Annotated in this window: 19 protein-coding genes; 13 read left to right on the top strand and 6 right to left on the bottom strand. The window is 69.7% G+C overall.

Features of this window, described 5'->3' with window-relative positions; translation table 11 throughout:
- The first annotated feature begins 574 nt into the window (after positions 1–574).
- Positions 575–1,912, top strand: a complete 1,338-nt coding sequence (locus tag AKI01S_RS45835) for a tetratricopeptide repeat protein (RefSeq protein WP_067832626.1) — start codon at positions 575–577, stop codon at positions 1,910–1,912.
- Here AKI01S_RS45835 and AKI01S_RS45830 read toward each other — a convergent pair.
- Positions 1,897–2,124 carry a hypothetical protein gene (locus AKI01S_RS45830; RefSeq protein ID WP_067832624.1) on the bottom strand — a complete coding sequence of 76 codons (228 nt, stop codon included), beginning with the start codon at positions 2,122–2,124 and terminating at the stop codon, positions 1,897–1,899. The two genes, AKI01S_RS45835 and AKI01S_RS45830, sit on opposite strands and share 16 nt — an antisense overlap.
- Entirely contained in the window at positions 2,121–2,552 is a 432-nt protein-coding gene (locus AKI01S_RS45825; RefSeq protein ID WP_169814129.1) for an ATP-binding protein, read from the bottom strand. Before AKI01S_RS45825 ends, AKI01S_RS45830 begins: the two co-directional genes overlap by 4 nt.
- Positions 2,553–2,749: 197 nt before the next feature.
- Here AKI01S_RS45825 and AKI01S_RS45820 point away from each other — a divergent pair, with 197 nt between their 5' ends.
- Genes AKI01S_RS45820 through AKI01S_RS45810 form a run of 4 tightly spaced genes read left to right on the top strand, consistent with a single transcriptional unit; the run spans position 2,750 to position 4,964 of the window.
- The gene (locus AKI01S_RS45820) at positions 2,750–3,511 is read left to right on the top strand and encodes a helix-turn-helix domain-containing protein (protein WP_067832620.1); all 762 of its coding nucleotides are present in this window, start codon (positions 2,750–2,752) and stop codon (positions 3,509–3,511) included.
- Entirely contained in the window at positions 3,502–3,687 is a 186-nt protein-coding gene (locus tag AKI01S_RS49990; protein WP_084000902.1) for a DUF397 domain-containing protein, read from the top strand. Before AKI01S_RS45820 ends, AKI01S_RS49990 begins: the two co-directional genes overlap by 10 nt.
- Positions 3,688–3,732: 45 nt before the next feature.
- Positions 3,733–3,918: a DUF397 domain-containing protein gene (locus AKI01S_RS45815; RefSeq protein WP_067832617.1), complete on the top strand. Its 186-nt coding sequence runs from the start codon at positions 3,733–3,735 to the stop codon at positions 3,916–3,918.
- A 50-nt stretch (positions 3,919–3,968) separates the two neighbouring features.
- Positions 3,969–4,964, top strand: a complete 996-nt coding sequence (locus AKI01S_RS45810; protein WP_067832615.1) for an ankyrin repeat domain-containing protein — start codon at positions 3,969–3,971, stop codon at positions 4,962–4,964.
- Here AKI01S_RS45810 and AKI01S_RS54790 read toward each other — a convergent pair.
- Positions 4,873–5,133, bottom strand: a complete 261-nt coding sequence (locus AKI01S_RS54790; protein ID WP_369688787.1) for a hypothetical protein — start codon at positions 5,131–5,133, stop codon at positions 4,873–4,875. The genes AKI01S_RS45810 and AKI01S_RS54790 overlap by 92 nt on opposite strands.
- Between AKI01S_RS54790 and AKI01S_RS54880 the strand changes: the two genes are divergently transcribed.
- The gene (locus AKI01S_RS54880; protein WP_439951713.1) at positions 5,069–5,401 is read left to right on the top strand and encodes a transposase; all 333 of its coding nucleotides are present in this window, start codon (positions 5,069–5,071) and stop codon (positions 5,399–5,401) included. The genes AKI01S_RS54790 and AKI01S_RS54880 overlap by 65 nt on opposite strands.
- Positions 5,402–5,689: 288 nt before the next feature.
- Entirely contained in the window at positions 5,690–6,634 is a 945-nt protein-coding gene (locus tag AKI01S_RS45800) for a hypothetical protein (RefSeq protein WP_067832613.1), read from the top strand.
- A gap of 173 nt (positions 6,635–6,807) precedes the next feature.
- Here AKI01S_RS45800 and AKI01S_RS45795 read toward each other — a convergent pair whose 3' ends face one another.
- Positions 6,808–7,824 carry a zinc-dependent alcohol dehydrogenase family protein gene (locus tag AKI01S_RS45795; protein WP_067832611.1) on the bottom strand — a complete coding sequence of 339 codons (1,017 nt, stop codon included), beginning with the start codon at positions 7,822–7,824 and terminating at the stop codon, positions 6,808–6,810.
- A 262-nt stretch (positions 7,825–8,086) separates the two neighbouring features.
- Between AKI01S_RS45795 and AKI01S_RS45790 the strand changes: the two genes are divergently transcribed.
- The 3 genes from AKI01S_RS45790 to AKI01S_RS49980 all read left to right on the top strand — a co-directional run bounded on the left by AKI01S_RS45790 (position 8,087) and on the right by AKI01S_RS49980 (position 10,270).
- On the top strand, positions 8,087–8,977 hold the full coding sequence (locus tag AKI01S_RS45790; RefSeq protein WP_067832609.1) for a helix-turn-helix transcriptional regulator: 891 nt from the start codon (positions 8,087–8,089) through the stop codon (positions 8,975–8,977).
- Positions 8,978–9,106: 129 nt separating this feature from the next.
- Positions 9,107–9,808: an HAD family hydrolase gene (locus AKI01S_RS45785; RefSeq protein WP_067832606.1), complete on the top strand. Its 702-nt coding sequence runs from the start codon at positions 9,107–9,109 to the stop codon at positions 9,806–9,808.
- An 81-nt stretch (positions 9,809–9,889) separates the two neighbouring features.
- Positions 9,890–10,270 carry a ClpX C4-type zinc finger protein gene (locus AKI01S_RS49980; protein ID WP_084000900.1) on the top strand — a complete coding sequence of 127 codons (381 nt, stop codon included), beginning with the start codon at positions 9,890–9,892 and terminating at the stop codon, positions 10,268–10,270.
- Here the strand turns inward: AKI01S_RS49980 and AKI01S_RS45780 are convergent.
- Positions 10,160–10,759 (bottom strand): kinase, encoded by a 600-nt coding sequence (locus AKI01S_RS45780; protein ID WP_067832604.1) that lies wholly within the window; start codon positions 10,757–10,759, stop codon positions 10,160–10,162. The two genes, AKI01S_RS49980 and AKI01S_RS45780, sit on opposite strands and share 111 nt — an antisense overlap.
- Positions 10,760–10,771: 12 nt before the next feature.
- Positions 10,772–11,611, bottom strand: a complete 840-nt coding sequence (locus AKI01S_RS45775) for an alpha/beta fold hydrolase (protein ID WP_067832602.1) — start codon at positions 11,609–11,611, stop codon at positions 10,772–10,774.
- A gap of 132 nt (positions 11,612–11,743) precedes the next feature.
- On the opposite strand from AKI01S_RS45775, the gene AKI01S_RS53100 reads away from it, so the two are divergent.
- From AKI01S_RS53100 to AKI01S_RS45765, 3 genes are all read left to right on the top strand, one after another.
- The gene (locus tag AKI01S_RS53100) at positions 11,744–11,986 is read left to right on the top strand and encodes an RNA polymerase sigma factor (protein WP_218010067.1); all 243 of its coding nucleotides are present in this window, start codon (positions 11,744–11,746) and stop codon (positions 11,984–11,986) included.
- Positions 11,987–12,022: 36 nt separating this feature from the next.
- Positions 12,023–12,292: a sigma factor-like helix-turn-helix DNA-binding protein gene (locus AKI01S_RS53095; protein WP_218010066.1), complete on the top strand. Its 270-nt coding sequence runs from the start codon at positions 12,023–12,025 to the stop codon at positions 12,290–12,292.
- On the top strand, positions 12,289–12,515 hold a 227-nt coding region (locus AKI01S_RS45765), incomplete at its 3' end, for a hypothetical protein (RefSeq protein WP_157420620.1). The genes AKI01S_RS53095 and AKI01S_RS45765, both read left to right, overlap by 4 nt.

Raw genomic sequence — 12,515 nt, 5'->3', positions numbered from 1 at the left:
GATCGGAGGGGCGAACCCCCAACCGCCAAACCTTCATGGGAAATGAATCCCGACAATGAGACCCCTCAAGGGTCTCGTTGCCTCAAAGAAATCCCTGTCGACTCCCGAAAGAGCCGGACGGGGTGGCTCGGCACCTTGGCCGAGCCTATAAAGGCACTGGCTTTTAACACGCTGTTGAGTTCTCAAGAAACGGACACCCACCGCGCTTGATCCGCTTGCGCGTCTCTCGCTCCGGGGCGACTCGCTTTACGTTATCAGTTCCGGCCGGTCTGTCAATTTCACCGGACTTCCCTGATTTCGCCCTTTCCGGTTTCCCGTTCGGGCGATGTCTCCATTTCACCAGAACCGTCCGACTTTGCAAAATCGGGTGGTTCTGAAGAGATCGAGATCCACCTACGGGCACGCAGACGCGACGAAACCGCCTCGTCGGCGTGATCGTTGGTGGGTTCCCCCGGGCCGGCCGCCGCATGGGCGTCCTGCATCCCGTTGGGGACAAGGGAAGAAGGTATGCCCTCGCGCGGGGCCCGTCAAATCGGCGAGGGCGTGTCGGTGGCAGTCGGTACGGTCCGCCGCCATGGACGCTGAGGATCTTGACTGGCGGTTCCGCACCTACTCGGGATGGGTCCCGCCGTGGGTGGTGACGTTGCTCGTCGAACACGGGCATCTGGACGAGGTGCGCAGGCAGGCGCAGCGCGGTGACTGGTACTGCGCTCACCATGTCGCGTTGGACCTGATCGAGCGGGGTGAACGGGACGCCGCCCTGGACGTGCTCACTCCTTTCGTCGACACCGGCTGGTGGGAGGCGGTGGGGACGGTCGCGGCGTTTCTGCACGAGTGGGGGCGCACGGATGAGGCGATCGCCCTGGTGCGTCCGCAGGTCGAGGCGGGAGAGCGACTCGCGGTGGAACGGCTGGCAAGACTGCTGGCCTCGCAGGGACGCACCGATGAGGTGATCGCGTTGCTGGGGCCCCAGGTCGAGGACTGGTTCCTCGCCAAAGCCCTGGTCGAGCTGACCGACGGCCAGGGCTGCGACGAACAGGTGATGTCGCTGCTACCAGCAGTCAGCCGGGATGACCATCGTTGCAAGCCCTCGAACCTGGTTGGGCTCAAAGCCCAGATGTTGGAGCGGCAGGGACGCCTGGATGAGGCGGTGGCGTTCCTGTACACGCACTACCCCCGTGGCGACGTCATCCACACCAATGATCTCGAACAGCTCGCCGGCTTGCTGGCTCGGCTCGGCCGGGAGAGGGAGCTGCGGGACTTGATGGCGACACCGGGGGGAGAGTATGCCGCCGATCACCTGGCCGACATGCGGGAGCGACTGGGGCGGGTGGACGGGGCCGCTCAGGTGTATCGGCCGTTCGTCACGGATGGTTCTTCCAACGCCGCGATGAGCCTGGCGGAGCTGCTGATCCGGCATGGGCGCGTCGACGAGGCGATCGAGACGCTACGCGCCGTTGTGGGAAGGGGCGGCTGCGAGTGTGACCTGCGGATGCTGTGGACACTGCTGGCCGACCAGGAGCGGGTGGAAGAGGCGCTGGCGCTCTTCGACGAACTCGCCGCGCAGTCGGCGGGCATGGATCTCGATCTGTTCCTGGAACGCATGTCGCTGCTGGCCTACTGCGGCCGGACCGAGCAGGCGATCGACGAACTGCGCGCCCACCCCGAGGCCGATGAATGGTTCATGGCGGACCGCCTGGCCCGCCTGCTGGCCGATGCGGGACGTCTCGACGAGGCGATCGCCGTTCTGGAGCCGAACCGCGACGGTCATGGGAGCACTGTCCTCATCGCGGAGCTGCTGATCCGCCAGGGGCGCGCCGAGGAGGCCGTGGCGATGCTCCGTGACTGGCGCGGCGCCCCTCCTCCGGCCCCTCGCGCAGAAGGAGCCTTCGTCGATCAGCCACCGTTCTGACCCGGTTGCGGTGTGCCCCTGGTGAATCGGCGTGCGGCCTGGGTGAAGCCGTCCGGGTCCGCGCCCGCCAGGTGTTCCACCAGTCCGTCGATCGTCGAGGCGCTGACGAGCATGACACCGGCGGCCCGCCACACTCCCCGGTCACAGATCCAGATGTCCCACGTCGGGAACAGGTCCTGGAGGATCGCCAGCAGCACGGCGCGCGGGTTCATGGTGTCTTCTCCCTCATCACCGCGTAGACGGTCTTGCCGCCGGACGCCAGGTGCCGGAAGCCCCACGCCCGTGCCAGCTCGGAGACGATCGCCAGTCCCCGGCCGGAGAATGTGTCGAGGGTCAGCGGCTTGACGTGCGGCTCGGCGTCGCTGCCGTCGCACACCTCGACCACGGGTCCGGCCTCGGACAGGTACAGCCGGACGGAGATCGCCTGCCCTGGTTCGCTGCCGTGCTTGTAGGCGTTGGTGACCAGCTCGCTGACGATCAGCAACGCGATCTCGACGGCCGTGCGCTGGAAGCCTTTCCCGTCCAGCCAGCCGCGTGCGAAATCCCGTGCGGCTTTGATCGCCTCGGGAGAGGAAGTCAGCATCAACACGGACGGATCGGTCATGGCGGGAACGGGGGAATTCCTCGGCTCGTCGATCATGGCTGCTGCCTTTGGTTTGTGACTCCGGGTCAATATCGGATAACGCACTTCCATGTAGTCATGACGCGGCATAACATCGCTACGTAAGAACGTCGTCACGCTCGCAACACGCGCGGGCGGCTGACGCTCCTGACTTCCACTGACGGATCGCTAGCGAAAGGCGGATCATGGCGAACCCCCCTCGCACGCCTGAGTCCATGTCCTTCGGCCAGGAAGTCAGGAGGCGTCGCAAACGGGCGAGGATCACGCAGGACGAACTGGCCGAACGCCTGAACGTCGTGCGCTCCTACATCTCACAGATAGAGACCGGGGCGACACAGTGCCGCGCGGATTTCGCCGCTCGGATCGACGTCGCGCTGGACACGGGTGACGAGGTCCAGTCGGCGTGGCGGGAGTTCATCGAGCCGTTGCAGGAGGAGAAGTACCCCACCTTCTTCGCCAACTTCCCCCGCGCCGAGCAGAACGCGACCATGATCCGCGCGTATGAGCACAGCTTGGTCTATGGGCTCTTCCAGACCAAGGCGTACGCCAGCGTCCTGCTGCGTGATGAGAACGAGCTCGCGGGTCGCATGGAACGCCAGACCATCCTGGAACGTGAGCGTCCTCCGCTTGTCTGCGTCGTCATGTCCGAGGCGGTCCTGTATACCTTGGTCGGCTCATCCGAGGTCATGCGGGAGCAGCTTGAGTATCTTATCGAGGCCTCTCAACGGGACCGCGTCCATATCCAGATAGCACCGTTCAGGTACTACCGTGGCGTGTGGGGAACTTTTCACATCGCGACCCAGCAAGACCGGAAAGAGGTCTCCTACGCAGCCAACGCCCTTGGCGGCGAAACCACCAGTGATCCCGCCCGCATAGCTCAGGTAAGCGAGGCATTCGCTACACTGCAAGCGCAGTCACTCAATGAGCTGGACTCTAGAGCGCTGATCAGGAAGGTAATCGACGAGCGATGGACCTGAGCAAAGCGAAGTGGCGGAAGTCCTCCCGCAGCAACGATTCAGGAGACGCCTGCGTTGAAGTTGCCGCTGGCGCTGGCATGACCGGGATCAGAGACTCCAAGGACCCCGACGGCGGCGTGGTCTTCCTGAACCGCATAGAAGCACGCGCACTGTCCACACGCATCAAGAACTCCTGACACGGACACCCCGGATGCGCTGATCAGGAAGGTAACCGACGAGCGATGGACCTGAACAAAGCGAAGTGGCGGAAGTCCTCCCGCAGCAGCGACTCAGGAGACGCCTGCGTTGAGGTCGCCGCTGACGCGGGCATGGCCGGGATCAGAGACTCCAAGGACCCCGCCCGCGGCGCGGTCCTCCTGACCCGGACGGAAGCACGCGCGCTCGCCGCACGCATCAAGAACTCCTGACACAGGCGACGTCCCGCTCCGCCTCCAGCGCACAGAAGGAACAATCGTCCATGCCCGACGGCACCGACCCCCTTTCCCCGCACGTCGTGGAGCAGATCGAGCGGCTCCACGGCCGCGTCCGTGACGATTTCGAACCACGGGAGTGGGTCGTCACGACTCCCGCGGGGAAGTGCCCCGTTCCCCCGTCCGTCCAGGCGCTGCTGGCCGTGGCCTGGCCCGCCGGGCAGTGCCTGCGAACGAACGACGACTTCGAGTGGGAGGTCAACCTCTACAGCGGAGAGGGTTCGGAAACCGAGCCCGGTCTCGTGACCGAGGACCGCGCCTGGTACACGATCGGCGAGGACGAGGGGCAGTGGTATCTGCTCGTCGACCTGGCCGAGGCCGCGACGACGGCCGAGGTGCCGACCTACCGCGTCGACCATGAGGGCCGCCAGCCGGTGCCGGTGAGGGTCTGGCTCTCCGACAGGCTTTCCGGCCTGCGGCGGTCGACCCCCGCCATCGAGTTCGGACGGGCCTGTGCCTGGGGCGACGTGGAGCGTGTACGGGCGGCGTTGGAAAGCGGTCTCGGCACGGGACCGTTGGAGCGATCCGGCCTTACGCCCCTTCACCTGGCCACGTTCTCCGGATCCGTGGAAACCGTGCGTCTTCTCCTCGCCGCCGGAGCCGATCCCAACGCGGCGATCACCGAGGAGATGTCGGCGCTCGACGTCTGGTCGACCTACTTCGAGCCGTACCGTGGCCGCCGGACGGAGTTCGACCCGCTGCTGGACATGGATTTCTACGAGCGTGAAACACCACTGCACTCAGCCCTGCGGAAACTCGGCATCGACTACGTCGTCGGCCTACGCGCGTCGTTGCCGGACGTGGTCAGGCTGATGCTGGCCGGAGGGGCGGACCCCACGATCCATAACGACGAGGACTACAGTCCCGCGGACATCGCGTTCAGTAAGACCTTCAGCGCGTCGGAGACCGATGCACCCGAAATATACGAATGTCTCCAGCAGCTGTATGACGCCGGAGCGAAACTTGACGCGTACGCGGACTGACCTTCCGAGTCCTATGGATCCGGTACGGCCGTACGGCTTCTGGCCTGCCGTCTGAGCTGCGAGGACGAAGACGGCGGCCGGGCTGCTGCTCCATGATTTCGGCCATGGCCTCGGCCTGGCCTTCGAGCGTGTCGGCGAGCATCGGGGGCTCGATGACGCCGGGGCACACGGCGTTGATACGGATGCCCCTGGGGGCGTATTCGACCGCGGCGCGTTCGGGCTGGATCGCCACGACCGCAGCCACGGGCTCACCTCAGTCGGCGGCCTTCGCCACCGGCCTGCGACGCGACCACGCCGCAGTGACCGCCGGGTTGTCCCTGCCCCACAGCAGTGGAGCCGTCGAAGGCACCGTCAACAAGATCAAGTTCCTGAAGGGGCGGATGTTCGGCCGCGCCGACCTCGACCTGTTGAGGATCCGAGTACTCCACCACCGCTGACCCGTACATCACGCTCTGCCGCCTCGATCATCGAGAGTGAGCCAGAGCCCATTGATTCCGCGCGCAACACGGACCGTCTGCCACGTGTCCCGCCTCGGAGCCTCCTTCAAGGGGAACCGAGGCTTGCGGCGGTCTCGGTTTTGCGGATTTCTGCGACTAACGCCCGTCTTGTACCGTGCCCTCAGTCGATGGCAGCAGGTCGTCCTGGACCCGGACCCTGTCTGTCAGGGCAAGAGCTCCTCCACGATCTTGTGGAGGCCGCTCATCCGCAGAGTCCGAAAGGCCCCCGTGACCAGTTCCGAGTTCATCGTCTTCGCTCCAGACGTCCCGGAGAAGGCCCGCAAACGCCTCAGCGCCTGCGTCGACGTCTGCTACCCGTATGGCGATCCGCTCCCCCGGGTTCCGTTCTGGAGCACCCTCATCCTGACGATCCTGAGCGCGACCCTGCATCTCATCCTCACCACCATCCTTGCCGCGATGGTCGCAGGCGTGGGGGGCCTGGTCACCCTGTTCGTCACCTGGATCCTCACCCTGGTCGGACTGGTCCCGGACCTGCCCGCCGGGGCCGCGTCGAAGTTCGCCCTGATCCCCGCCGGCATCCTCGGCGCCGTGACGGTCATCCTCGCGATCTGGGTCTACCTGGACCCCACATCGGATTCCAACCTCCCCAGGCCGCTGCGGGCAAAGCTTGCCGGGGCCCGCGCCCACCACCGCCGGTACCTGCGGGCCTCCGACCTGGACCGGCCCTCGCGGGAGCTGATGGAGCGCACCCGGCAGGCGATCGCCGTCGTCCTGGACGCCGAGGTCACCCGGGACGGGCTACTCGACGAGATCGCAAACGCGGTCGTCCTTCCCGACGAACGCTGGCAGATCGCCGAGCTCCTCCACCGGCAGACCGTTCTGCGGGCCAAGCTCGACGAGTACGACCGCATGGCCGACACCCCTGAGCTGGACAAGGTCCTGGGTCCCCAGCTGGCCGCCCTCGACCAATCGGTCCATGAGGTGACGCAGCGCGTCGAGACCCTCGAACGCTACGCCGGCCTCGTCGCCCGCGCCGACTCGATCCGCGCGTCCCAGCGCCTGGGTGACGACACCGCGTACCTCGACCTCCTGGCCCACACCGCCGACACGACCGCGGTCGCCTCCCTCACCGAGCATGCCGACCTTCTCGGCGACCACCTGGCCGAAACCATCGAGGCCGGACTGGCCATCGCCCCCAGAAACCCCGGATGAGCGAGCACGCGAGTGCGCGGCCTCCGGTGCGCGCGGGAGAGATCGCGGACCGCACCGGCCTCGACCCGCGGATCAGGCAGTGCCCGCAGCGTCCGCGGCAAGGTGGAACCGCTCACCGGAACGCCGACCACATCGAGGTGAGCAGATCTCGCGCCGTCTGCCCGCGATCTCGTCTACGGCCGCAGCAGGGTCTTGATGGCGCGGCGTTCGTCCATGGCCTTGTAGCCCTCGGCGACCTGGTCCAGGGGAAGGGTGAGGTCGAAGACCTGGCCCGGGTCGATCGCGCCGCTCAGGACCTGGTCGATCAGGTCGGGCAGGTAGCGGCGTACGGGGGCCGGGCCGCCGCGCAGGCCGACGTGGGAGAAGAACAGCTCCTGCCCGTCAAGCGCCACCTCGTGGGGGACGCCGACGAAGCCGACGTTGCCGCCCGGCCGCGCCGCGTGCAGGGCCTGGCGCATCGCCTCGGACGTGCCGACGCACTCCAGCACGCTGTCGGCGCCGATCCCACCGGTCAGCTCCCTGATCCGGGCCACGCCGTCCTCGCCGCGCTCGGTGACGATGTCGGTCGCGCCGAACCGGAGGGCCAGCCGCTGGCGGGGCTCGTGCCGGGACATGGCGATGATCCGCTCAGCGCCCCTCCGCTTGGCCGCGATCACCGCGCACAGCCCGACCGCGCCGTCGCCGACCACCACGGCGGTGGAGCCGGGCTTGACCTCGGCGGCGTCGGCGGCCCACCAGCCGGTGCCCATCACGTCCGAGACCGCCAGCAGCCCCGGCCAGAACCGCTCGTCGGGGACGCCGTCGGTGGCCACGAGGGTGCCCTGGGCGTTGGGGATGCGGACGTAGTCGGCCTGGCAGGTGCTCATGAACTCGCGGTTCAGGCAGTTGGACTGGAAGCCGTTGCGGCAGTTGGCGCAGGTGTTGTCCGAGGTCGCGAACGATCCGACGACGAACTGTCCCGGCTTGACCGCGGTCACCTGTGAGCCGACCTCCTCCACGAAGCCGACGTACTCGTGTCCCATCGGGTGCGGCTCGTCGGTGGGTTCGGCGCCGCGGTAGGGCCACAGGTCCGAGCCGCACACACACGTCACCGCGGTGCGGATGATCGCGTCGGTGGGGTGGAGGATCTTCGGGTCGTCCAGGGTCTCCACCCGGATGTCGCCGGGGGCGTGGATCACTGCTCCGCGCATGAGAAGGCTCCTTGGGATGATGGGATGGGCGCACGCGCGTCGGCAGGGTGCCGGACAGCGCCGCGTGTGGTTGGGAGCCCGAGGCGTCAGACAGCCGACCGCCCGGGCCGGACGGGGGCCCCTCCGGTCACCGGCTTCACCTCCGGCCCAAGGAGCACCACACCTTCCAGATAACCCTCGGTGGGCGCGCCCAACCAGTCACCAGCGAAGGGTGTACTGCCAGTACACCTTTATCGCCGCGGGTAGGACCTACCGTTGAGGGGTGGACAACCGTGAGCAGGTCCGCGAGTTCCTGACCTCGCGGCGCGCGAAGATCACTCCCGAGCGGGCCGGGCTGGCGCCCGGTTCCCGGCGCCGGGTGCCGGGGCTGCGCCGCAGCGAGGTCGCCGCCCTGGCCGACATGAGCGTGGAGTACTACGCCAAACTCGAACGCGGCAACCTGGCCGGTGTCTCCCCCTCCGTGCTGGAGGCCCTGGCCCGCGCCCTGCAACTGGACGACGCCGAACGCGCCCACCTGCTGAACCTGGCCCAGGCCGCCGACGGCACCGACGCCCTCACCCGTCCCCGCCGCAGCCGAACCAGAGGCCAGTGGAAGCCGCACCCCAGCCTGCAGTGGACCCTGGACGCCGTCACCGCCGGGCCCGCGTTCGTCCACAATGGCCGCCTGGACCTGCTGGCCGCCAACCAGCTCGCCCGCGCCTTCTACAGCGACATCTACGCCAATCCCGGCAACCAGGCCAACCTGGCCCGCTTCAACTTCCTGGACCCCGCCTCCCGCCGCTTCTACCCCCACTGGGACCAGGCCGCCGACATCGCCGTGGCCATCCTGCGCACCCAGGCCGGCCGCGACCCCCACGACAAGGACCTGCACGACCTGGTCGGCGAACTGTCCACCCGCAGCGACGCCTTCCGCACCCGCTGGGGCGCCCACAACGTCCGTCTCCACGGCACCGGCACCAAACACTTCCACCACCAGGCCGTCGGCCCCCTCACCCTGGCCTACCAGAGCCTGGAGATGACCGCCGAACCCGGCCTCACCCTCACCATCTACACCGCCGAGCCCGGATCGCCCTCCGAAGAGGGCCTGCGCCTGCTCGCCTCCTGGGCCGCCACCCCCCGGGCGCCCTCGCCCACACCACCCTCCAGCGGCTGACCCCCGCCCCATGGGCGCGACGCCGTCCGCACCGCCGTCGAGAGGCCCCATCGCCAGGCGGCCTCAGGCGAGATTCTCCGCAGCGAGGTCCTCTGGGGGCTCGTCGTCGGGCTGTCGTAGCATCGCCGGGTGCGGACCCTCGTTCTCTGGGACATCGACCACACGCTTCTCAGCGTCGCCGGGCTCAGCAGGGAGATCTACGCGGCGGCCTTCCGGGAGGTCGTGGGGCGGCCGTTGGAGCGGGTCGCCGTCATGGCCGGGCGCACCGACCGGGCGATCACGGCTGAGACGCTCCGCCTGCACGGCGTGGATCCGGACGAGGAGCTGGTCGTCAGGTTCACCGACGCGCTCGGGCGCGGGTTCGCCGAGCGTCGGCACGAGATCGCGGCCCGTGGCAGGGCGCTCCCCGGGGCGCGGGCCGGGCTGGAGGCGTTGGCGTCCCGCCCGGACGTCGTGCAGTCGTTGCTGACCGGGAACATGGAGTCCATCGCCCGCTGCAAGCTCGCGGCGTTCGGTCTGGACGGGCTCGTGGATTTCGGTGTCGGCGCGTACGGCATGGACGGCGTCGAGCGTCCGCCGCTGGTCCGGCTGGCCAGGGAGCGCGCGGAGGCCAAGTACGGGGAGTCGTTCGGTCCCGAGTCCACGGTCCTGGTCGGGGACACTCCGCTCGACGTCGCCGCGGGGCATCAGGGCGGGGCCCGGGTGGTGGCCGTGGCGACGGGGGCCAGCGACGAGGCCGCGCTGCGGGACGCCGGGGCCGAGCTGGTGCTGGCCGACCTCCGTGACACCGACGCGGTCGTCCACGCCGTCCTGGACGTCACCCGGATCTGACCCGTTCGGCGGGAGCCATCGTGGTTGTCAGGGATTCCCTGACGGATTAGCGTGTCAGGGGAACCCTGACACGGAGGTGGGATGGACGCGGGTGCCGAGGGCGTGGGGTGTTCGTTCTGCGGGAGGTCCGCCGGGGAGGCCGGGGAGGTCTTCGCCGGGCCCGGGATGAACATCTGCCGGGAGTGCGCGGGGGCCGCCGAGGCGATCGTGCGGGAGTACGCCGACGGGGCCGTCCAGGTGCGGCTGCCCCGGTGGGACGGGATGGGCGAGGACGAGATGCTCGCCCAGATCCCGCGGATCGCGGCGGTCGCCGACCAGGTGGAGGCCGATCTGCGGGTGTGGGTGCGGGAACTACGCCGGCGCGGGGTCACCTGGGCGCGGATCGGGGGCGCGCTCGGGATCACCCGGCAGTCGGCGTGGGAGCGGTTCTCGGGTGAGGAGCGGTTCACCGGCGAGGAGTGAGGTCTCGGTCAGCAGGCGGTGGACCGTCTCGGGCAGGGCGCTGCCTGCCGGGATGATTTTCTCGCAGGCGGTGGGGAGCAGGTCGCGGGGGCGGTACCACGCGGCCATCTCGGTGGGGCCGAACTCGTCGCGCTGCGGGCGGGTGGCGTGCCGCCGCAGCGTCTCCTCGAAGGGGATGTCGAAGTAGTACCAGTGGCTCGGGCCGTCGTGGTCGCGGCGCAGGGCCTCCAGCATGGGGGCGTAGCGGGTGGCGGCCAGGATGCCTTCGAGGATCACGTGGTAGCCCGCGTCCAGGGTGTGGCGGACGATCGTGTCGATGAGGGCGATGTTGGCGCCGCCGGGCACGTCGTGCTCGCGCAGGATCTCGCGGCGGACGACGTCCTGGCCGACCACGGCCACGTCGCGGTGGGGCCGGGCCAGGCGGAGCCGCCGGGCCACGGTCGTCTTGCCCGAGCCCGAGTTGCCGCGCAGCACGATCAGCGTTCGCACCCGTCCAGGATGTCAGGCGGACGGTTTCTCCAGCAGCCAGTCGAGGACGGCGGGGGTCGCGTCGAAGTGGCCGGCGTGGCCCGCGTCCGGGTCGATCGTGACGGTGGCGTGCGGAAGGCGGGCCGCCAGCCAGCGGGCGTGGGCGACGGGGACGACCGGGTCGAGCGCGCCGTGCCACAGCAGGGTCGGGACGGTGACCGCCGCCGGGTCGAAGCCCCACGGCAGGCCGAACAGCGCCAGCGCGTCGTCGACCCAGCCGTCCAGGCCGGGACGGACCGCGTCGGCGTAGGCGGCGGCGAGCATCCGGCCGATCTCGGGACGGGACAGCACGGCGGTCTCGGTCGCGGGCAGCCGGGGCGGGGCCGAGGGGTCCGCGCCGAGGTGGACGTGCATGTCCTCGCGGGTCCGGCGGGCGACGGCGGCGGTGCGGACGTTGCCCTCCATCATCCCGGCCGTCCAGTCCAGGCCGTCGGCGTCGCGGGGGGCGAGGGCGGCGAGGGACGCGACGCGGGTGGCGCGGTCGGGGTGCAGGGCCGCGAACGCCAGGGCGTGCGGGCCGCCGCCGGACACGCCGTAGACGGGGACGCGGTCCAGGCCGAACGCGTCGGCGACGGCGGCGATGTCGTCGGCCCCGTCCGCGACGCGGCGGCCGGGCCGGGGCGTGGAGCCGCCGAGGCCGGGCCGGTCGAAGGTGATCAGGCGGATGCCGCGCGAGGTGTACACGGTGTCGTCGGGGTGGCGGGCGAGCCGGCCCACGGGGGTGCCGTGCAGGTAGAGGACGGGGGCGCCGTCCGGGGTGCCCCACTCCTCGACGGCGAGGACGCGGCCGTCGGCGGTTCTCACTTCGCGCATGCCAGGACCGTAGCCGGGCCGTACGGTCTGTTCGATCTTGTTTCGTCGTGGGCGTATTTTCCTCGGGCTGTAGTCGCGGGTGGGATGCCGGACATCTCGGGGTGACAGCGACATCACCAGAGAGGAGCCGGTGTGCCGGATCCCGATGATGGGTTCGCCGAGTTGTGGGACGCGCACTACGAGGACGTGCTGGGGTACGCGGCCCGGCGCGTCGATCTCGACACGGCGCGGGACGTGGCGGCCGAGACGTTCCTGGTCGCCTGGCGGCGGCGGGGGCAGGTCCCGGCCGACCGGCCGTTCCCGTGGCTGCTGAACGTGGCCCGCAACGTGCTGGCGAACGAGACCCGCGGGCAGCGGCGGCGCTTCCGGTTGTGAGGGCGGCTGCGCGACGACCGCGCCACCCATGAGCCGGTGGCGGACGTGGCGGTCGGGCTCGCCGAGGGCGGCCGGGTCGCGGCGGCGCTGCGGCGGCTGCCCGAACGCGACCGCGAGACGTTGCTGCTGGTCGCGTGGGAGGGCCTGGAGCCGAGGGACGCGGCGGTCGCCGCCGGGTGCTCGGCCAAGGCGTTCTCGGTGCGGCTGCACCGTGCGCGCCGGCGGCTGGCCGCCGTGCTCGAAGAGATCGACGCCACCGAGCGGCGTGTGCCCGTTCCGGCCGTACGAAGGAGTGTTCCGTCATGAACGACGATGTGAGGACCGTGCGCGCGCTGCTCTCCGACGCCGACCCGTGCCCGCCCGGGACGTTCGCCGGGGCCGCGCGGGACGGCCGGGGGCAGGCCGCCTACGTGCGGATCACCGCCGACCGGGGGCGTGACGCGTGGACGCGGCGGCGCTGGCTGCGGGTCGCGGCAGTCGGCGGCGCGGGGCTCGCGGTGGCGGCCGGGGCGGCGGTCGTGCCGGGCCT

The sequence above is a fragment of the Actinomadura kijaniata NBRC 14229 genome (assembly GCF_001552175.1).
In the GTDB taxonomy this organism is placed as follows: Bacteria; Actinomycetota; Actinomycetes; order Streptosporangiales; family Streptosporangiaceae; genus Spirillospora; species Spirillospora kijaniata.
Note: the sequence above shows the minus strand (reverse complement) of the source record. Positions and strands in the feature narration are given on the sequence as shown.